The sequence below is a fragment of the Cupriavidus plantarum genome, assembly GCF_905397285.1.
In the GTDB taxonomy this organism is placed as follows: domain Bacteria; phylum Pseudomonadota; class Gammaproteobacteria; order Burkholderiales; family Burkholderiaceae; genus Cupriavidus; species Cupriavidus plantarum.
Genome location: NZ_CAJPUX010000001.1, coordinates 1051323 through 1071016, shown reverse-complemented (window position 1 = coordinate 1071016; position 19694 = coordinate 1051323). Strand labels below are relative to the sequence as shown.

Sequence of the window (19694 nt, the reverse complement as noted above, 5' to 3'; positions counted from 1 at the left end):
GACGTCACGTCTTTACCTCTTCGATAGTTGCACGCAGATTGCGCCGAACTGCCGCGGGCACCACCGCGCGACGGTAAGATGCCTCCGCGAGCTCGTCGGTCCAGCCCTCGCCCACGCCCGCCACGGCCTCCGCGACGATGTTGTCGATCCATGCCTCGTCGATCCATGCCTTGTCGATCCATGCGTCGGCGCGTGCCCCACCCGGGCCCGGCAGCGGGCGCGATACGACGACAGGACGCGGCGCCGCCGCCCCAACCGCGACCCGCACGCTGGCCGATTCGCCCAGCATCACCGCGCAGCCAACGGTCACGATCGGCCACGAACTCGCGCAGGACTTGTACTTCTGGTAGCGCCACACGGCCGGAGCCCGTGTGAGTGGAATCTCGATGTGCGTCAGCAACTCATCGGGCCGGCGCGCGGTATGGAACGCGCCCAAGAAGTAATCCCGCGCGGCGACGCGCCGCGTCCCGTCCACGGACTGCAGCACGAAGGACGCCTGCAACAGGGCGAGGCACGCGGGCGCGTCCGACGCGGGGTTGGCGAACGCGGCGGATCCGCCGAGCGTGCCCTGATTCCAGATCGACGGCCCGCCCGTGACCTGTTCCGCCATCAGGCGAAGCAGCGGCAGATGCCCGGTCACGATAGGGGACGCGAGCAGCTGCGCATAGGTCGTCATCGCGCCGATGGACACATGCGTGCCGCTCGGCACGATGGCGTCCAGCTGCAAGCGCGACAGCCCGACGACATGTCGCCAGCGCGCCTGATTGGCGGACATCGACGGAACCAGCATCGTGCCGCCGCCGAGGACCGTCACCTCTCCGGCGAACGCCCTGAGCAGCGAGGTGGCCTCGGTGACGGACGCCGGCTGGTGCAGCGTGAAGATCTCGCCGATCATGCGGGCCTCCCATTCAATGCTGCGATCACGCGCGCCGGACTGGCCGGCACATGCTCGAGCCGCGCGTCGTCGCCCAGCGCATCCGCCACCGCATTGAACGCCGCCGCGAGCGCGCCGCCCACGCCCGACTCGCCTGCCCCTTTCATGCCGAGCGGATGAAACGGATTGGGCGTCGTGAGGTGGCCCACCCGTATTGGCGGCAGATCCGTCGCGCGCGGCAACAGGTAGCTCTTGAACCGGTCGGTGATCATCCGGTGCTCGCCGTCATACTTGAGTTCCTCCCACAGCGCGGTGCCAATCCCCATGGCGACCGCGCCCCGGATCTGCCCTTCCACGAGCATCGGATTGATCATGACGCCGCAATCATGAACCACCGCGTAGTCGAGCACGCGGGCGTTGCCGAGTTCGGTATCGACCTCGATCGCCACGGCATGCGCCGAGTACGAAAACGTGGGATAGGTGGCGATGCGGCCCTGCGCATCCGGTTCGACGCGCACATTGGCAGGCGTGAAACTCCGCGTCACCTCGAGCGGCAGCACCACATCCGCCGCGACCGTGAAGGGCCGCACGTGGACGCCCAGCGCGATGTCGGCGATGGACACGCTCTGCCCCGTATCGCCGCGCCATGCCAACCCATCGCGTAGCTTGATATCCGCCGCGCTGCCGCCCAGCATGTTGGCGGCGCACATCGCCAGCTTGTCGCGCAGATCGCGCGCGGCAAGCAGCGCGGCGGTGCCGCCGTACATCAGCGCCCGGCTGCTCGCGTTGCCGGTGCCCACGGGCGTCACGTCGGTGTCGCCCTGCGTCACCGTCACCTGATCCACGCGCAGGCCGAGCTCGCCGGCCACCATCTGGGCGATGCCGGTGTCGCTCCCACTGCCTGGCGAGGTCACGCCCGTCAGCACCTGAATATCGCCCGATGGGGTCAGCCGCACCGTCGATGTCTCGTAACCATTCGGGAAATTGCCGGGCCGCGCACCGCCCTCCGGCGTCAGTTCAAACGCGACACCGATCCCGATCCGGACAGCATCCGCCCGCGTGTCGCGCGCCCGCGCTCGCCACGCGTCGTAGCCGAAGAGCTCCCGCAGTTGCGCCAACGCGGCGGGGTAGTTGCCGCTGTCGACATTCAAACCGGAAGGCAGCAAACGCGGCAGCGCCTCCTTCGGAACGAGATTGCGGCGGCGTAGCTCGACGGGATCGATGCCCGTTCGCCGCGCCATCAGGTCGATGGCACGCTCGATGACGAGGTTGCCAATCTCCTTGCCGTAACCGCGTATCGCCTGCCACGGCGCATGGTTGGTGATCGCCAGCGCGCACGCCACGTCGCAGTGTTCGATCGCATAGACCGTCGGGAACACGGCCGGCGTCACCAGCGCCATGGCCCAGCTGTGGCCCGCCGCGATGATCCCCACATCCACGAGGATATCGTCGCGCCATCCGATGAGCTTGCCGTGCGCGTCCGCCGCTAGCGCGAAGGTGTGATGCTGCGAACGGGCGCCCGCGAGCAGCGTTTCCCGCCGCTCCTCGGTCCATGCCACCGGGCGCCCGGTGAGCTTGCTGAAGAGCGCGACCAGAACCTCCTCCGGATGCCCGGCCATCTTGAGCCCGAACGTTCCCCCGATGGCCGGCGCGACGACGCGCACCTGCGACTCCTTCACGCGCAGCGCGGCCGCGACGAGCCACCGGCTCGTATGCGGGTTCTGGAAGGTGCCGGTGAGCACGTAGCGCCGGGTCCGGCGATCCCATTCGCCGACGTAGCAAAGCGGCTCGATGGGCGCGCTGGTCGACGGCGCGATCGTCATCGTGCCCTCGACGACATAGGCGGCACGAGCGAAAGCGTCGTCCGCGTTGCCGGCGCGAATGCGGTCGCGCATGAGCAGGTTGGTCTCCCAGCCCGGCTGCACGATGGAGGCATCGTCGCGCAGCGCCGCGCTCGCGCTGATCGTCGGCGCATGCACGGCATACTCGACGGCCACCTTCCCGGCAGCCGCCTGCGCGGCATGCACGGAGTTGGCCACCACCGCCGCCACGGGCTGTCCGTAATAGACGGCCTGCCCCACGGCGAGGCAGCGGCTTTGCAATGGCCCGCGTGCGGCGGCCGCGGGCAGCGCCATGGCGGCCGGCATGGCGTCGCACAGCGCCGCGGCCTCGGCACCGGTGAGTCCCGCCACGACCCCCGGCATGCCGAGCGCAGCCCTCATATCGATCGATACGATCGTGGCATTGGCATGCACGCTGCGCACGATGGCGAGGTGAAGCGCGCCGGCCGGTATCAGGTCGGCACTGTAGGCGACGCTCCCGGATACGAAGCGATCCCCATCCAGACGTGTGACGATGGAACGCGGCACGCTCTCCGTCATGCCGCCCTCCCCCGCTGCACCTTCACACACAGCATCGTCACGGCGCCGCAGGCGAGCAGCCCCGTCATCAGGTAAAGCCCGCTGTTGAGCGTACCGGTCCACGTCTTCAGCCAGCCCATCGCAAACGGACTCACGAACCCGCCCAGCAGACCGAAGCTATTGATCAATGCAATGGCGCCGGCGGCGGCCGGCGAACCGGCCAGGTAGTCCGACGCCATCGACCACAGCAACGGCAGCGTCACGAAAACGGTGGTCGCCGCGACGGCAAGGAGCACGAGCGTGGCCGTCAGATCGTGGGCGAACGTCGGCAACAGCGCCAGCGCGACGGCGCCGACGATCGCGGACAACGCGCCGTGCACGCGTCGCTCCAGCATCCTGTCCGAACTGCGGCAGATCAGTACCATGCCCACCGCGGCGATACCGTACGGAATGGCCGACAGCCATCCGATATGCACGACGTCGGTCGCGCCGGCCGTCTTGAGCACCGTCGGCAACCAGAAGCTCAGCGCATACGTTCCGCAGATGAACGTGAAGTAGGCGAAGCAGATCCGGTACACCCTGGAATCGGTCAGCACCTCTCTCCACAGGCCGTGAGCGCCCGAGTGCGCGGGTTCGCCATCGGCCTTCAACTCCGCGCGGAGGGCATCCTTCTCCGTCGTGTCGAGCCACCTGGCGCGCTCGAAGCTGTCGTCCAGCGTGAACCAGACGACGAGGCCCAGCACGATCGCCGGCGCGGCCTCCACGATGTACAGCCACTGCCACCCCGCGAGATTCGCGGCATCGGCGAGCCGCGACATCGCCCAGCCTGACACGGGACCGCCGATCAGGCCCGCGATGGGAAAGCCCGTCATGAACAGTGCGAGGATCTGTCCGCGCCGTCCGCGCGGGAACCAGTTGCTCAGGTAGTAGACCACGCCGGGAAAGAAACCCGCCTCGAAGACGCCGAGCAGGAAGCGCATCACATAGAACTGGGTGGGCGTCGATACGGTAGCCATGCAGCAGCCGATGATGCCCCAGCAGATCATGATGCGCGCGATGGTCTTGCGCGCTCCAATGCGCTGCAGCAGCAGATTGCTCGGCACTTCGAAGAGGAAGTAGCCGATAAAGAAGATGCCGGCGCCGAGCCCATAGACGGCGTCGCTGAAGCCCAACGCTTCCTGCATCTGCAGCTTCGCGAACCCGACATTGATGCGGTCGAGGTACGCGATCACATAGCAGACGATCAGTAGCGGGATGAGCCGCAACGCAACTTTTGTGTAGAGCGACCGCGAAGGGTCGTCCGCGGGCACTGCTTCAACGCTCATTTTCATCATCGGTGTCTCCGGATATATTTTACTGACTGATCGAACAGTCAGTAGCATAGGCAACGCCGTCCGTCCGGGTCAAGTTCACGTCGCCAGGGGGAAAACCCCTATGCGCCCTGGCGATCGATGGGCCCTAATCTTCATTGACTGATCGATCAGTCAGATACTACTATAGTTCGACGCGAAGGACTTTTCACCCATCAACCGAGGAATATCTCGTGAGCACTTTCGACGAATACGCGAACAAGTTTGAAACGATCCGCATGACGCGCGACAACGGCATCCTGGAGATGCACTTCCACACCAACGGCGAGCCGCTCGTGTGGAACCTCACGGCCCACCGGGAATTCGAGCAGGCATTCCTGGACGTTGGGCGCGACCGCGAAAACGATGTCGTCATCATGACCGGCACGGGCGACGCGTTCAGCGGCCCCGCCATCGCGCCGGGCATGCATCAGAACCGGAACTCGATGACGCCGACGATCTACGATCCGATCTACTGGGAGGCGAAGCACCTCCTGATCAATCTGCTGAACATCGAGGCGCCCGTCATCAGCATCATCAACGGCCCCGCCGTGCGGCATTGCGAGATTCCCCTGCTCGGCGATATCGTGCTGGCATCGGACACCGCGCTGTTGCAGGACACCGCGCACTTTCAGGGCGGCATGGTGCCGGGCGACGGCATGCACCTGATCATGCCGCTGCTGATGGGCCGCGCGCGCGGTCACTACTTCCTGTACACCGGCCAGTCCATCTCCGCCAGCGAGGCGAAGGAGATGGGTCTCGTCAATGAAGTCATGCCGGCCGGCGATCTGCTGCCGCGCGCCCGCGAACTCGCCGCGCAGATGCTGCGCCAGCCGCGCCTGGTCCGTCGCTACACGCGCACGTGCCTGAATCAGGAGCTCAAGGGCCGCCTCCATGACGTGCTGGGATACGGGCTGGCTCTGGAGGGCGTCGCGCGGATGAAGGAGCCAGCTTGAGACCGCTCGTCCGAAGATGCCTCGCGGCCGCCGGGGCGCTTCTGTTCGTTGCGGGCAACGGCACCGCGTCGGCGAGGGATGCAACCGGTGATCGCGCCTCCTTCCCCGTCCGCGTGGTGAAGATCGTCGTACCGTACACGGCCGGCGGCGCGACCGATGCGGTGGCGCGAAGCCTCGCGAATCGCCTCGGCGCCGTGTGGAAGCAGCCAGTCGTCGTCGAGAACCGCGGCGGCGCGTCAGGCATGATTGGCGTCGATTACGTGGCGAAGGCCGCGCCCGATGGCTACACGCTCGTGCTGTCGGATAGCGCGCCCTTCGTCATCCTGCCGGCGCTCTACCCGAGGATGTCGTATTCCCCCAAACGCGACTTCGCGCCCATCACCATTGTCGCGCGACAGATACCGATACTCGCCGTCTCGACCCGGGTGCCCGCGAAGACCGTGGGCGAATTCCTCGCCTACCTCAAGACCCATCCCGACACCGCATACGGCTCGCTTGGCGCGGGTTCGTACCCGCATGTGGCGATGGAGCAGTTTCTCCAACGCAGCGGCGCACGCATGCTGCACGTGCCCTACAAGGGCACGTCGCAGGTGGTCACCGACATGATCGGCGGCCAGGTCAGTGCGTACATCGGCACGCTTGGCGCGTTCGAAACCTACGAGAAGGCCGGGAAGGTGCGCATCCTCGCCGTGGCGACGGACAAGCGCGTGGCCTTCCGGCCCGACTTGCCGACGGTCGCCGAGTCCGGTGTGCCGGGCTTCGCGGTGAACACGTGGTTTGGATTGGCGGCACCGAAGGACACGCCCCCTGCCGTGCTGGACAAGATCCATCGAGACGTCAGCGCGCTGTTACAGGAGAAGGCCTTCATCGACCAGGCGCTGACGCCGCAGTCCCTGCTGCCGGGCGGCGACGCCCGCCACGACTTCGGCGCGATGATCGAGACGGATACGGCGCGCTGGGCCGATGCCGTCAGGCGCGCGGGCATCAAGCTCTGAAAATCGCTGAACCAATGACCGTGTCTTGCACGCGCACGCGACGCTTTTTTAGAACCGCGACGTGCGCTATCCTTCCATCCCAGTACTGACTGATCAACCAAATAGCCACGCCCGACAGACCATGAAAACCACCCGTGCACGAAAGCCCTCGGCCGCCGACGAAGCGCGTGAGGAAGACAACCGGCCCCAGGGCGGGTCGCGGATCGCCGCGATTCTCAACGCCGCCGAGCGTGTCTTCGGCACACATGGCTACGCGGGAGCGAGCATGCGCCAGATCGCGGAAGACGCGGGCGTGGCGCAGGCGCTGCTCCACTATCACTACGCGTCCAAGGACCGTCTGTACGAAGCCGTCTTCGAACGACGCTCCGCGGCCATTAACCAGCATCGCGGGGAATTGCTCGACGCGCTGTTTGCCGGCACCACCCCGGCCACCGTCGAAGATGTACTGACGATCGCGTTCACCCCGCTGTCCGAAATCTTTCGCGGAGAGGACGCCGAAAATCTCGCGCTGTATGTGCAAATGGTCGCGGCCATCAGCCTCGGCAGCGACGAACGTTCGCGACGGCTGCGCGAGCAGTACTACGACCCCATCGCCGAGCGCTTCATCGACGCGATCCAGACCGTACTGCCCGCCATCTCGCGCGAGAATGCCGTCTGGGCCTACCTCTTCTCCGTCGGCGCCAGGCAGCAGGCCCACGCACTAAACGGCCGCGCCGAGCGCCTCGGCGCTTCAGCGCGCACTCCTAAATCAACGTCCCATTACTCCGGCCTCGTACGCTTCGCCGCGGCCGGCATCCGGGAAATGATCGCGGAGACCGAGGGCACTCAACCGCGGCGAAGCCGCAAACGGTGATCTCTCGTCTCCGCCAGAGCTATAGCTTGACCGGATCGATCCACTCGAACATCACCGTGGTATCCCCCGCTTTCAAGGCCCGCATCGCCTCCCGGTATTCGTGTTCGGATCGGATGAAGAACTCCTGCGGTGTCACAAGCGTAGCGATACGGCTAAAGCCAGCGAGGATCGCACTAAGAACCGCTTTGAGATACGCCTCAAGATTTGCGCATAGCAACGACACGTTCACGAATCTGCAGGCGCTGTGTACGATATCGCAACGCGCACGGTAGAGACGTTGCAAATGCCAGCGCAGCCGTTGTTCCGATTTTGTCATCATGCCATGCAACGCGTCTGGATCTCTGAGGTTGCCCAACAACTGCTCGGCCCACGCCGCTACGAGTGGCTGTTCCACTAGCCCCTCTGCAATGCGCGCAGTGTGGCCCGGATCGCAGAAGAGAGCGGCGAGTTTTGTGCTGGGAAGCGGTTTCAGATCGATAGGCGCCCGAGTGCCCGCATCGAGCAGATCAACAGAATGCTCGATCAGGATGGAGCGGCAGGCATCCAGTTTGCTATGCAACGAAGCGCCCAACAGCAATGGAATCACGCTGTTCTCGACGACAACTGCAATTGAGCCGCCAGACGACGCCCCCTTGGCCAGATACTCCAGCCCGGTCCACCAGTTGACCAGCTTGTTCTCGAAGCTGCGATTGTCCGCGCCCACCCGGTACAGCCGAAAGGCGGAAAGCACACGATCGCGCCCTTCTTCGGAGAAGCGGTCGCCTGTGACAAGCCTATCGACGCCTTCGGTGAATGCGGAAAGTTCCTCGCTAGTCATCGTCGCGCGGGGATTCGGCACCACTTTGGGAATTGGGAGAACACGCCATCGACCGCCCTCGTCAGCGCGCCTGATTACGAACTCGTCGGAGATCTGAATGTTGGCCTGGTCGTACTCGAATCGCACAAGGTCCAGCACCCGATTGATGCGGTCGTGAAGCAGCGTCCCCGCGGACCGCGCCGCAGCAGCACACGCCACCCCCGAGGCATATCGACGATGCCCATGAGCTTGCAACTTTCTCGGGACCTCGGCTCCCGGCGGAAGCGCCTTGGAGAAGACAATATCCCCGATGCACGTCGGGAACGCCTCGACATCGGTAATCCCATCCACCGCAAAGCATACGTCCCATTTCACGACCGGCGATGAGATGATGTCAACCAGCATATCGAATCGTTCCGCGAACAAGTACGGCTCCGGGCCATTGTCTTTCACCAACGTCTGCCGGTATAGCTGGAAGAGACCCTCGAGACTTTGGCCATCGGCTAACAGCCGGCTAAGCAGACTGCCAGTCAGTGAATGAATCTCCGCGAATCGTTCAGCTTCCGGACGCCCGTCCGGATCGAGGAGCGCCATCTTGAGATACCTGAGTAGCTCAGGCAGATAATGCTCCTGCAGCGCATCGACAAACTCCCGCGAATAGGAATCCAGCAAGAGGCGCTGGGATTCAAGCGACTCCTTGTTCAATATCGACGGCTCCAGCAACTTGAGCAGCTTCGTGGCCGGCACATGCAGTCTGCCTCGCTGCAGTACTGCATCCTGCTTCAGGATGACGACCGCCTCTCTGCCTACAGGCAGGCGATCGTCCTTGCCATGTGAAATGCTACACAGCCGAAGGAACTCCTCGATGATATTGAGCCCATGCATGACCCTTACGCGATGCGAGTCCAGGGAGTGCGCGTGAACCATGTTGAACCAGCACGCGGCGAAATATCTCTGCTCCCTCGTGAGGGGCAAACGGTTGATGCGGGCATCGTGCTTCATGGCCTGTTGACTGACGGATAGCAGGCCACGTATAGTACGTGCGAGCGCCAAGCCCGCTTTTGATCAGCGGCAAAGTTACTACCGGGGTGGGACGTATGGGGCTGGGCGGTGTCCCGCCATGCTGCTCCCTTCCCCGACTTCTTCGGAAAGCACGCCGCCTGGCGTGCTTTCTTTTTTGCACCTCACGTCGGAGCGACTGAGCACAGGGCCAGTCGCTATGCCGCCTCGCGATGCGTCATGGCGTAAGGGTCCCGACTCTCGCCGGTGTTTCGAGTCATACAGTCCAGAAACGCCGTCATCGCCGACGTCTCGAACGCTTCCTTGCGACGGATGAAATACGTTGGAGCCCTCGCCACGCTGGCATCGACCTGATGCGTGAAGAAAGCGGATTGCGCCGCGTATCGATCCACCACTTCGCGCGGCAGGAGCGAAATGCCGACGTCCGCCGCGATGCATCCCAGGATGCCGTCGAGCGACCCGAATTCGAGGCGTTTGAATGAGGGCTTTCCCAATTGGGCCAGCAGTTGTTCGAGCCGTTGGCGATAAGAACAACCAGTCCGGAACAACAATGCCGTGATGGGATTCGGATCGCTGCGCAGCGTGGACAAGTCCGGCCAGCGGCGGGACGTTACCAGGACCAGTTCTTCTTCAAACGCGCGGTCCACCCGCAACTCGGGATGGTCGATCGGACCCGCGACAAAAGCGCCATCGACTTCGCCGACGAGCACCTTCTCCATCAGGTCCGCGGTCGGGCCGGTGCGCACCACCAACTGCACGTCGGGGCACCGCGAGCCAAAGGCGGCAAGCACCGGTGGCAGCCGCACCGCCACCGTCGTCTCCATCGTGCCGAGCGTCAGGGTCCCTCTGGGCTGACCGTCCTCGCGTACGGTCGCCATCGCTTCCTGAAGCAATGCGGCCGCCCGTGCCGCGTAAGGGAGGAGCCGCTCGCCAGCGCTCGTGAGCGCTACGCCGCGGCTGTGGCGCTCGAAGAGCTGGACACCCACCTCATCTTCCAACGCTTTGATCCGGTTCGTCACGTTGGACTGAACAGTGTGCAGTTCCTTCGCGGCGCGGGTGATACCTTCACATCGCGCGACAGCGGCGAAAGTCGCCAGGTCCGTTACGTCCATCTTACGTCCATCCGATTTCTCCGTTGGATTACCGCCCCAATGCGCCATACCCAAATCAGAACGTTGCACGAATCGTGCCGGTGGATTCTGGCACCGCGCGCCGCACTCCAGTGCGCCGATGGACGTTTATGGTGCGTCATCTGCACGACATTCGCACACTTATCGACCATCCATTCTGGCGATAGGTTCGATCTCTCCAAATCATTTCTCCTGATTGCTTTTTCTCCATAGGATCGTCTCCAGTTCCAATCACAGGAGATGCTCCCATGCTAAGTACCCGATTCACCAGGCGATTCGATCTCAAGTACCCCATCGCCCTCGCACCCATGGATCCGGCGTCAGGCGGACGCCTTGCCGCCGCGGTATCCAACGCGGGTGCGCTGGGCCTTCTCGGTGGCGGTTACGGTAGCCATGAGACGTTGCAGAAGGAGTTCGACCTTGCCGGCGATGCGGCCATCGGCTGCGGATTCATTACGTGGTCCATGGGGAGGGACGTATCGCTCCTCGAGAAGGCGATCGAACGTCGGCCGCGCGCGTTGATGCTCTCGTTCTCTGACCCCGAACCCTTCGCCAGGAAGATCACCGACGCCGGCATCCCGCTGATTTGTCAGGTGCAGACGCTCGATCATGTGCAGCGCGCTGTGGATTGCGGCGCCACTGTCATCGTTGCACAGGGAACCGAGGCCGGTGGGCACGGTTTCGATCGTCAGACGACGATGACCTTCACGCCGGAAGTCGCCGACTATCTCGCCGCGACATCGCCCGTGACGCTGCTGCTGAGCGCGGGTGGCATTGCCGATGGGCGCGGCCTGGCCGCGGCGCTGATGCTTGGGGCCGACGGCGTGCTGATGGGCACGCGCTTCTGGGCCACTCAGGAAGCGCTGATCCATCAGAAGGCGAAGGATCTGGTCGTGCGGGCCAAAGGCGGACAAACGGTGCGCACGTCCGTATTCGACATCGCGAGAGGCCGCCAGTGGCCGGAGGAGTACACCGGCCGACTGATGGTCAACGACTTCATTCGCAAATGGCACGGCAGGGAGGACGCGCTGAAGGCAGTCTGGAGCGAGGAGAAGGTGCGCGTGGAGAGCGCGTACGAGTCCGGAGACTACGACTGCGCGAACGTGACCGTCGGGCAGGCGATCGGCCTCGTTGCCGACCTGCCGCCCGCCGCGTCCGTCGTCCAGCGCGTCGCCGGGCAGGCCGAACGTTTGCTTCACTCACGCAACGTGGCATCGCTGTTGGAGGGCCCCGTCACTGAGCGGTCCACGGGTGCCGCGCTCACCTCCTGAAAGGCGGGCACTGACCGCTTGCTTCCGCTACACATACTGCATACGAGGCTCGAATGAATCGAATTCCCACGCAAGAGGGCGAGAACGTCGCCCTCGGGATGGCACTCACAGTCCTTCAGGTTCTGACCTATATGTCCTTCGTCGCGGCATGCTGCTTCGCGCCGGCGTTCATCAAGGGCCAGACCCTGACACATGGCATCCCTATGTCGTTCGCCATGGGGTTGGGCGTCATCGCGCTCGGCGTCATTCTGACCATCGTGTACGTCGCCGTCACGAACCGTGCAGAGGGTGCCAAATGAAAGCTCACGCCCTTGTCGCCTCCGTTTTCGTGTCCCTCGGGCTGATCAGCGCCGGAGCATCCGCGCAATCGGCCCGCGCACCCTCCACGAGCCCCATCGCCCTGTCGTTCTTTGGCATCGTGATTCTGGCCACGTTGCTCATCACCTGGTGGGCCGCGCGGCGAACCTCGTCCGCCAAGGATTTCTACGCGGCAGGCGGCAATATCTCCGGCTTCCAGAATGGACTCGCCATAACCGGCGACGCGTTGTCGGCCGGCGCGTTTCTTGGCTTGTCAGCACTGGTCTTCAGTAGCGGGTTCGATGGCCTGTTCTACGCCATCGGCTACACGACGGGCCTTCCCGTGGTTGTGTTCCTGATGGCCGGAAAACTCCGAAAACTCGGTAAGTACACCTTCACGGACGTCGTCTGCGCGAAGCTCGGCGGCAACGGCATACGTGTGTTCTCCGCCTGCGCCTCGCTCACCATCGTGTCGTTCTACCTCATCGCGCAGATGGTGGGCGCCGGGCAACTTGTGCAGCTTCTCTTCGGCATCGAGTACAGTGCCGCCATCATGCTCGTCGGCGTCCTGATGATCCTGTACGTAGCCTTTGGCGGCATGCTCGCCACCACGTGGGTGCAGATCGTCAAGGCGGTGCTCATGCTCTGTGTCGGCTGCGCCATCTCGGTCACGGTCATGGCGAGGTTCGACTTCAGCTTTTCGTCGTTGCTCTCGAACGCCGTGGACGTGCACCCCAGAGCGAGTGCCATCGTCGGGACGGCGACCATGGCGAAGGATCCGTGGTCGGCCTTCTCGCTGGGCCTCGCCGTGATGTTCGGTACCGCAGGCCTGCCGCACGTCCTGATGCGCTTCTTCACCGTACGCGACGCCAGGGCCGCGCGCACTTCGGTGCTGTGGGCATCCATCTTCATGAATGGTTTTTACGCGCTCATCTTCATCATCGGCTTCGGCGCGCTCTCGCTGGTGCGTTCGGACAAGACGTATCTGGATGCCAAGGGCGCGCTTATCGGCGGAGGCAACACCGCGGCGCTGCACCTGTCCCGCATTCTCGGTGGGGACGTCATGTATGGCATCGTTGCGGCCGTGGCGTTTGCCACCATCCTTGCAGTGGTGGCAGGGCTGACATTGTCCGGGGCCTCAGCCATCAGTCACGACATTTATGGCGCCATCTTCCGGCGGCGTGCGGCTACCGAGCGAGAAGAGTTTCGGATCGTGCGTATCGCAACGGTCATCCTTGGCGCTTTCGCGGTCGCGCTGGGCATCGCATTCAAAGGGCAGAACGTCGCCTACATGATCAGCCTTGCCTTCTCGATTGCCTGCTCGTCAACATTCCCGGTCCTCCTGCTGGCCATCTACTGGAGGAAGCTCACGGCATTTGGCGCGATCCTTGGCGGCGGCGCCGGCATTGCGGTTTCCCTCATCCTGACTATTCTCGGTCCGTCCGTCTGGGTCAAGGTGCTTGGCAATCCGGTGCCTCTCGTTACGCTGGATCCACCGGCGCTCGTCACCGTACCGCTGGCGTTCCTTCTCTGCATCGCAGGCAGCCTAATGACACGCCCCGCGCCCGCGATACAGGGGGAGTTCTCCTCCGCCAAGACATGACGTCGATCAGAATTGCGCGTGGACCCGGACGCCATAGAATCGCGCCGGACCGCGATCGCGGTTGTAGCCCGGGTGCCTGATGTACTGGAAGTCCGGGCTGACGAACAGATGCCGCTCCACCGCCAGGCTGTAGAACACCTCGCATATCTGTTCGGGTCCATAGCGCAACGCGCCATCGCCAAGGAATCCGCCCAGGCCGCCGCGCGCGAGGTATTGCTGGTGCGCCGTCGACAGTCCGTTGATGGCCACGGCGACGCCGACGCTGTCCATGGCCCGACCCCACGCGCCGCCCTTCAGGATGGCCCCAGCCGATGCACTGCGCCCAACTTCCGTGAATGCGTAGCTTTCGGTCTTGTCGTCGGCCCAGTCGCCCCGCGCATACACGCCCAGCGATTTGCCGATCTTCTGCTCCAGGCTGACACCGGCGCCGACTTTTGCATGTTCGCGCCGTACCTGACCAACATCGGGCGCGCCGCCAGTGCGATCGGCCAGCGCCAGCGCGTCGTTGAACGCGCCCATATGCGCGTGGTTGCGCCATACCAGCAAGCGGGCCTTTCCCGCGTTGTCGAGCAACGTGTAGCCATGCTCCAGTTCCAGCATATCGCCGTAGTGCTCGAGCACGCGGGTATCGAGCTGAAGCCCGTTCGGCTCCAGCGGTTGCAGAAACCGCCCGACGCGGACCGCCCAATCGCCATCGATGTATTCCACGGCCGCACCCCACGTGTAACCGCGCGCGTCGGCGGGAAAGTCGAACGACGCATGCGACGCAAACGCCGTGTTGAGATATTCGCTGCGAGGATCGTGCGCGTACTCGAGACTATTGAACACGTCCAGCACGGAAAGGTTGCCCGCGGTCACGACGATGCGACGCTTGCTCTGCAGACCCGCAAGCTGATGGAAGTTCGAGTCGACGGACTCGGTCTCGTTGCCAAGCGCAATCTCTTGCCTGAGGAACAGCCGTGCCCGATAGATCGTAGGATGCGCAATGGCGGCCTTGGCCAGCTCCGCGTTGGCCAACCCACCCAAACCCTGCGAGTCGGAAAAGGCAACGCCCTGAATCAGCTCCGGATCCAGAAACACGGAGGCGCCCTGCCAGAGGCGCAGACCCACACTGATGGTTGCCGACCACGAATAGCCGTGCTCCGCCGAAGGCACGAGACTTTTAGGCCCCGAATACGCGGCGGAAAACGCTGGCTTGTACTGCCAGACATAGGTCGATTGCCCGTGGACCGATACCGTTTCCTCCGGCCTCGATATCTCGCTACCACTCGCGGCGGCCACCTCCTCGAGGCTGGCCGTCGGATCTTCATCGGCCGCCGCCGCCTGCTCCGGCACGCTCACACCGAGGCAGAGCACAAGCGCCAGCGCGGCCGTCCCATGAACGATTCGAGGCATGTTTGCTCCGGCGACTGAGCCCTCTACTGAGCCCTCTACTAAGCCCTCTTGTCGAACTGCCCTGACTCCAGCAGCCGCAGGGCCCCTGCTATACGGCATGTGCCGTATCCGGGTAACACGATGTGCCGATGGTGACGGACCCGCTGCTCCGCTACGCTCTCGCGAACCTGATGCGATGGACCAGAGCGCCCGAGTCTCTCCCATGGAAAACAACGTATTCGATATCGGCGCATGCATTGGCTCCGCTACTGCAAAGTCGATCGGCGCGGCGATTGCCGCGAGGCACATCACGGCTGTCGAGGTCACCCAGTGGTACCTGGCGCGCATCGACGCCTATAACGGCGGCGCGAGCGGACTCAACTGCGTCCGCAGCCTCTCCTCACTGGCGCTTGACGAAGCCCGCCGCGCCGACGCCGAAATCGCGGCAGGCCAGCATCGTGGGCCGTTGCACGGCGTCCCGTATCTGATCAAGGACAACGTCTTCACCTTGGACGGCAGCTGCGCCTCAGCCGGATCGCGGGCATTGGCAAGTTTCAATCCTCCGTATGAAGCCACGATCGTTTCACGCTTGCGGGATGCCGGCGCCGTCCTTCTCGGCAAGACAAACCTTACCGAGTTCGCCGACTTTGTCGCCGACACAATGCCCGCCGAGTTCAGCGGCGCGGGCGGCGTCGTCAGGCATCCGCTTGGCTTGCGCTACGGCCGCGGCCTCGGATCCAGCGTCGGATCCGCCGCATCAGTCGGCGCGGGCTTCTGTGCGTTCGCGATCGGCACGGAGACGCAAAACTCGATCCAGGCGCCAGCGGTTCATACGTCCATCGTCGGATTCAAGCCGTCGGTCGGCACAGTCAGCCGTCATGGCATCGTCCCGCACGTGCCGAGCCAGGACTCTCCCGGTCCGCTAACCCTGACGGTGGAAGACGCGGCGCTCGTTTTCGCGGCGATCGCGGGCCCGGACGCCCATGACACCGCGACCCTGGCGCGGTTGCCTGAAGGCCATGCCGGGGAACGCTCGATCCGTGGTTTGCGCATCGGCATTCCCCGCCGGTATGTCGCCGACAATGTCATGAACGACTGCCGCGAGGCAGTATTTACACGTACGATCGACGCATTGAGGGACGCCGGGGCGGTGATCGTGGACCCGTGCGATCTTCCCAGCGCGGAACCGCTACACGAAGTGCGCTCCTGCGTTTTCCGCGCGGAGTTCAAGGAGAGCCTGAACAACCTTCTGTCGACCCTCGAACCGTGCGGGCTGTCGTCGATGGCGGCGCTTATCGAATGGAATCGGGCGCACCCCGACGCAATTCCATACGGACAGTCGCTGCTTGAGGCGGCAAACGCGACGGAGGGCCTGGCGTCGGCCGGCTACGTGGCCGATCGCCGCCGAGACATCGCCCTGAGCGTCGATGCCGGAATCGCCGCGGCATTGCAATCGGCCAGGGCAGACGTGCTGCTAGCGCCCATGGCAGCGGCGGCGAAATGCACCGGCAAGGCCGGCGCACCCGTCATCGCCCTTCCGGCAGGCGCGGATGCGAACGGAGAACCTTTCGGCGTCACGGTGTTCGCCATGCCCGGCGATGACCGGGCGGTTCTGGAAGCCGCGGCGGCCATCGAAAAAGTTGTAGGCCAGCGCATCGTGAAAGAACTGACGCGCGCTGGCTAATTCGCGACGACTCATGCGCGATGACTAATGCGCGCTGCCCAATAACGGGCAGCGATCAGAATATCGAAATCGCAAACGCATTCACTGCAGCGGGCGGTGCACCGCCGATCGCGACGGCGGCACCCGTGGCCGGATCGATGCGGTATATGGAAACGTCTTCGGACGTCGAATTCGTGACGTACAGGAACTGCCCGCTCGCATCAAGGGCGACGTTGATGGGCTGGGTACCCGCGGGAACGGTGGAGACTGGCGTCAGGGCGCCGGTCGCGGCATCGATCGTATAGCTGGTGACGGTGTTCGCGCTCTGATTGACCACATACAGATACCGTCCCGAGCTATGCAGCACGATGCCTCGCGGTCCGGATCCAGCGGGCGCCTGCGAAGTCAGCGTCAATGCACCGGTGCTACCTTCGATCGCATAAACCCCCACAGCGTCCGCGCCTGTCTGCGTGACATACAGGACGGTCCCTGCCTGGTTCACGGCCACGCTGTACGCCCCGGCGACCGGGTACGGAGAGCCCGCCGCCGGTGTGAGCGCGCCGCTTGCGCCGATGTCGTACACATAGATCGCGTTCGCGGAGTCTGCCACGAACGCGCGCCTGCCCGCGACATCCAGCACCATCGAGCGTGTTGCAACACCTGACGCATAAGGCGAACCGGCAATGGGAGCCAGGGCGCCGGTCGCGGCATCGATCGAAAACGCGGTGATACTCCCTGACAGGCTCAACGCGTAGACCGATGTGCCGGCCGGATGCACGGCCACGGCCTGCACCGACGATCCGGTCGAATACGGCGACCCCGGCGTCAGCGCGAGCGCCCCGGTATTGGGATCGACCGCGAAGACCGCAAGTCCGCCGCCAGTCCCGTTGCCAACGAACAACCGCATGCGTTGGCGGTCAGCACTGGCCGACAGCGGCGTCGCGAACGGCGTGGCGACCGTACCCATCGACGTCAGCATCCCGGACACCGAATCCAGCGAGAAGGCGGTGACACTGGACGAACTGTAGTTACCGACGTAAGCAAACCGGGACGACTGTGTCGTGCACTGGACGGATACGTTGGTGACATCCGTGTCCGCGGCAATGCCCGTATCGGCCGCGATTGCGCACTGTTGATTCGGAAAAACCGGCTGCCTGCGGACAGTAACGCTGTATTGCGCACCACGTGCCACGGGCACAGAGAAGACGAACGCGCCGTTACCACTGACGGTCAGATCGTCCCCCGCATTGTTCTGCAAGACCAGCCCGGAACCCGCGAGACCGCTCACGGTGCCGCGCACGTTGACGCTGGTGGTCGAACACACCACCGACACGGCCGCCACACCGTTTGCCCCCACCCTATTCCCATTCTCTACGGTGCACCGCTGATTGGGCGAACTCGGCTGCGTCCTGACGGTCACCGACGGCGATGTGCCGTCGGCAATCCGCTGACTGAAGGCGAATTCCCCATCGGCCGCCACCGCCAGCGTCTCGCCAAAACGGCTCTCCAGGACGAGCCCCTGCCCCGTCAGCCCGGAGACCTTCGCGCGAATAGTAATGGTAGGGGACGGCGGAGCGCCGGATGAACCCGCCCCATTGGAGGCATTCGATTGACTGTCGCCATCGGATCCACATCCGGACAGCGACGCGGCAACGGCCGCGACCGCAATGATGGAACGCCAGCCGGCATCCCGGCGCGCGTGCGCACGTTTCCCGAAACACTTGAGCATGTTCGACCCCTACCCTGATGAGCTCTCTGACTCGTTAGGTCGTGATCGTAACATCCGGCGGGGTCACCTTTGGCACCCTGAAAACAAGCGCCCGGCGCGCCGCAATATCCATGCTCATCAAATAGATTATTATCGTAATGAAAAGACCGCCCTATTCGATGTTGATGAGAAAGGAAACCTGACATGTCGATACCAGAAGTAGTGCTCTGCCATCCTGTCCGTACGGCCATCGGCGCCTTTCACGGCGCGCTATCCACCGTACCCGCAACCGACCTCGGCGCCACCGTGATCGCCGAGGCCATACGTCGTTCGGGTCTGGACCCCGCGGCATTCGGAAGCGTCACCATGGGAAACGTGGTGCAGGCTGGCAACCGAATGAACCCCGCGCGTCAGGCCGCGGTCAACGCCGGCGTACCCGTCCAGGTTCCGGCGCTGACCGTGAATCGGGTGTGCGGCTCGGGCGCGCAGGCAATCGCTTCGGCGGCCGATGAAATCCGTCTGGGCTATTTCCCCGTAGCGATCGCGGGCGGCATGGAGAACATGGACCGCGCCCCCTACCTTCTGCCGTCCGGCCGCTGGGGTAGCCGCATGGGCGACGCCGTGATGCACGACAGCATGCTCCATGACGGCTTGAACGATGCCTTCTCGGGACAAGCTTCCGGCTGGCATACCGAAGATCTGGCATCCCGGTACGAACTGACGCGCGAGAGCCAGGATGCGTGGGCGCTCCGTTCCCAGCAGCGCTTCGCCGCCGCCAAAGCCGCGGGCCGGTTCACACGTCAGATCGTTGCCGTGCAAACGCGCGACAAGAAGCCCGTCGCGTTCGCGGAGGATGAAGCCAATCGCCCGGACACCACGCTGGATGTGCTGACGAAACTGCGCCCGGCGTTCCGCCCCGACGGCACGATCACCGCGGGCAATGCGCCGGGACTAAACAGCGGCGCCGCCGCAGTGATCGTTGCGGACAGGAAGTATGCCGAGGCGAATGGACTTGTTCCGATGGCAAGGCTGGTGGCTTATGGCGTGGGCGCGGTGGAGCCCGGCCTGTTTGGTCTCGGCCCGGTTCCCGCAGTCCGGCAAGCCCTTGCACGCGCGAACTGGTCGCTGTCCGACGTGGAACGTTTCGAAATCAACGAAGCCTTCGCCGCCGTACCGCTGGCGGTTGCCGCCGAACTCGGCATTCCGCACGACATCATCAACGTCGACGGCGGCGCCATCGCGCATGGCCATCCGATTGGCGCGACAGGCGCGGTCCTGACGACTCGTCTGCTCCACGCGATGGCGGACGACGGCATCCGCCGCGGGATCGTTACGCTTTGCATCGGGGGCGGACAGGGCATTGCGCTGGCGCTGGAGACAGTCGCCGGCTGATCCAAAAAAGACGGAAGCCCAAAAAACAAAACCCCGGAAGACCGCGATCTTCC

Annotated in this window: 15 protein-coding genes; 8 read left to right on the top strand and 7 right to left on the bottom strand. The window is 64.2% G+C overall.

From position 1 onward, the window contains the following. Positions 1–4: 4 nt before the first annotated feature. From KHP16_RS04950 to KHP16_RS04940, 3 genes are read right to left on the bottom strand one after another with little or no spacing between them, the layout of a single operon-like run. Positions 5–895 carry an FAD binding domain-containing protein gene (locus tag KHP16_RS04950; RefSeq protein WP_211959669.1) on the bottom strand — a complete coding sequence of 297 codons (891 nt, stop codon included), beginning with the start codon at positions 893–895 and terminating at the stop codon, positions 5–7. Next, on the bottom strand, positions 892–3255 hold the full coding sequence (locus KHP16_RS04945) for a xanthine dehydrogenase family protein molybdopterin-binding subunit (RefSeq protein ID WP_211959668.1): 2364 nt from the start codon (positions 3253–3255) through the stop codon (positions 892–894). Before KHP16_RS04945 ends, KHP16_RS04950 begins: the two co-directional genes overlap by 4 nt. Further along, positions 3252–4568, bottom strand: coding sequence for an MFS transporter (locus KHP16_RS04940; protein WP_211959667.1), 1317 nt, complete (start codon positions 4566–4568; stop codon positions 3252–3254). The genes KHP16_RS04945 and KHP16_RS04940 overlap by 4 nt, the downstream gene beginning before the upstream one ends. Before the next feature lie 209 nt (positions 4569–4777). Here KHP16_RS04940 and KHP16_RS04935 point away from each other — a divergent pair, with 209 nt between their 5' ends. From KHP16_RS04935 to KHP16_RS04925, 3 genes are all read left to right on the top strand, one after another. Next, complete coding sequence (locus KHP16_RS04935) at positions 4778–5539, top strand: enoyl-CoA hydratase/isomerase family protein (protein WP_109581525.1); 762 nt, start codon at positions 4778–4780, stop codon at positions 5537–5539. Then, positions 5536–6534, top strand: a complete 999-nt coding sequence (locus KHP16_RS04930) for a Bug family tripartite tricarboxylate transporter substrate binding protein (RefSeq protein ID WP_211959666.1) — start codon at positions 5536–5538, stop codon at positions 6532–6534. Before KHP16_RS04935 ends, KHP16_RS04930 begins: the two co-directional genes overlap by 4 nt. Positions 6535–6595: 61 nt before the next feature. Then, positions 6596–7387, top strand: coding sequence for a TetR/AcrR family transcriptional regulator (locus KHP16_RS04925; RefSeq protein WP_244214407.1), 792 nt, complete (start codon positions 6596–6598; stop codon positions 7385–7387). A 19-nt stretch (positions 7388–7406) separates the two neighbouring features. Here the strand turns inward: KHP16_RS04925 and KHP16_RS04920 are convergent, their stop codons facing one another. Both KHP16_RS04920 and KHP16_RS04915 read right to left on the bottom strand, forming a co-directional pair. Further along, entirely contained in the window at positions 7407–9185 is a 1779-nt protein-coding gene (locus KHP16_RS04920) for a hypothetical protein (protein ID WP_211959665.1), read from the bottom strand. A gap of 215 nt (positions 9186–9400) precedes the next feature. Continuing rightward, the gene (locus KHP16_RS04915) at positions 9401–10315 is read right to left on the bottom strand and encodes a LysR family transcriptional regulator (RefSeq protein ID WP_109581529.1); all 915 of its coding nucleotides are present in this window, start codon (positions 10313–10315) and stop codon (positions 9401–9403) included. Positions 10316–10581: 266 nt separating this feature from the next. On the opposite strand from KHP16_RS04915, the gene KHP16_RS04910 reads away from it, so the two are divergent. The 3 genes from KHP16_RS04910 to KHP16_RS04900 are packed head-to-tail and all read left to right on the top strand — an operon-like array spanning position 10582 to position 13504. Beyond that, a complete protein-coding gene (locus KHP16_RS04910) occupies positions 10582–11604 on the top strand; it encodes an NAD(P)H-dependent flavin oxidoreductase (RefSeq protein ID WP_211959664.1) in 1023 nt (340 codons plus the stop codon). 53 nt (positions 11605–11657) lie between these two features. Continuing rightward, a complete protein-coding gene (locus KHP16_RS04905) occupies positions 11658–11903 on the top strand; it encodes a DUF485 domain-containing protein (RefSeq protein WP_121491107.1) in 246 nt (81 codons plus the stop codon). Next, complete coding sequence (locus KHP16_RS04900; protein WP_211959663.1) at positions 11900–13504, top strand: sodium:solute symporter family transporter; 1605 nt, start codon at positions 11900–11902, stop codon at positions 13502–13504. Before KHP16_RS04905 ends, KHP16_RS04900 begins: the two co-directional genes overlap by 4 nt. A gap of 6 nt (positions 13505–13510) precedes the next feature. Here the strand turns inward: KHP16_RS04900 and KHP16_RS04895 are convergent, their stop codons facing one another. Beyond that, on the bottom strand, positions 13511–14899 hold the full coding sequence (locus KHP16_RS04895; RefSeq protein ID WP_211959662.1) for a carbohydrate porin: 1389 nt from the start codon (positions 14897–14899) through the stop codon (positions 13511–13513). 202 nt (positions 14900–15101) lie between these two features. On the opposite strand from KHP16_RS04895, the gene KHP16_RS04890 reads away from it, so the two are divergent. After that, positions 15102–16562, top strand: coding sequence for an amidase family protein (locus KHP16_RS04890; RefSeq protein ID WP_211959661.1), 1461 nt, complete (start codon positions 15102–15104; stop codon positions 16560–16562). A 55-nt stretch (positions 16563–16617) separates the two neighbouring features. On the opposite strand, the gene KHP16_RS04885 is transcribed toward KHP16_RS04890, so the two are convergent. Next, positions 16618–18270: a beta-propeller fold lactonase family protein gene (locus KHP16_RS04885; protein WP_211959660.1), complete on the bottom strand. Its 1653-nt coding sequence runs from the start codon at positions 18268–18270 to the stop codon at positions 16618–16620. A 183-nt stretch (positions 18271–18453) separates the two neighbouring features. Here KHP16_RS04885 and KHP16_RS04880 point away from each other — a divergent pair, with 183 nt between their 5' ends. Beyond that, positions 18454–19641 carry a thiolase family protein gene (locus KHP16_RS04880; RefSeq protein WP_211959659.1) on the top strand — a complete coding sequence of 396 codons (1188 nt, stop codon included), beginning with the start codon at positions 18454–18456 and terminating at the stop codon, positions 19639–19641. Positions 19642–19694 lie beyond the last annotated feature (53 nt).

What these genes read in the sequence shown, in the direction of transcription:
- KHP16_RS04950 (WP_211959669.1), bottom strand. Translation starts at nt 895, where the DNA reads ATGATCGGCGAGATCTTCACGCTGCACCAGCCGGCGTCCGTCACCGAG.
- KHP16_RS04945 (WP_211959668.1), bottom strand. Translation starts at nt 3,255, where the DNA reads ATGACGGAGAGCGTGCCGCGTTCCATCGTCACACGTCTGGATGGGGAT.
- KHP16_RS04940 (WP_211959667.1), bottom strand. Translation starts at nt 4,568, where the DNA reads ATGATGAAAATGAGCGTTGAAGCAGTGCCCGCGGACGACCCTTCGCGG.
- KHP16_RS04920 (WP_211959665.1), bottom strand. Translation starts at nt 9,185, where the DNA reads ATGAAGCACGATGCCCGCATCAACCGTTTGCCCCTCACGAGGGAGCAG.
- KHP16_RS04915 (WP_109581529.1), bottom strand. Translation starts at nt 10,315, where the DNA reads ATGGACGTAACGGACCTGGCGACTTTCGCCGCTGTCGCGCGATGTGAA.
- KHP16_RS04910 (WP_211959664.1), top strand. Translation starts at nt 10,582, where the DNA reads ATGCTAAGTACCCGATTCACCAGGCGATTCGATCTCAAGTACCCCATC.
- KHP16_RS04905 (WP_121491107.1), top strand. Translation starts at nt 11,658, where the DNA reads ATGAATCGAATTCCCACGCAAGAGGGCGAGAACGTCGCCCTCGGGATG.
- KHP16_RS04900 (WP_211959663.1), top strand. Translation starts at nt 11,900, where the DNA reads ATGAAAGCTCACGCCCTTGTCGCCTCCGTTTTCGTGTCCCTCGGGCTG.
- KHP16_RS04895 (WP_211959662.1), bottom strand. Translation starts at nt 14,899, where the DNA reads ATGCCTCGAATCGTTCATGGGACGGCCGCGCTGGCGCTTGTGCTCTGC.
- KHP16_RS04890 (WP_211959661.1), top strand. Translation starts at nt 15,102, where the DNA reads ATGGAAAACAACGTATTCGATATCGGCGCATGCATTGGCTCCGCTACT.
- KHP16_RS04885 (WP_211959660.1), bottom strand. Translation starts at nt 18,270, where the DNA reads ATGCTCAAGTGTTTCGGGAAACGTGCGCACGCGCGCCGGGATGCCGGC.
- KHP16_RS04880 (WP_211959659.1), top strand. Translation starts at nt 18,454, where the DNA reads ATGTCGATACCAGAAGTAGTGCTCTGCCATCCTGTCCGTACGGCCATC.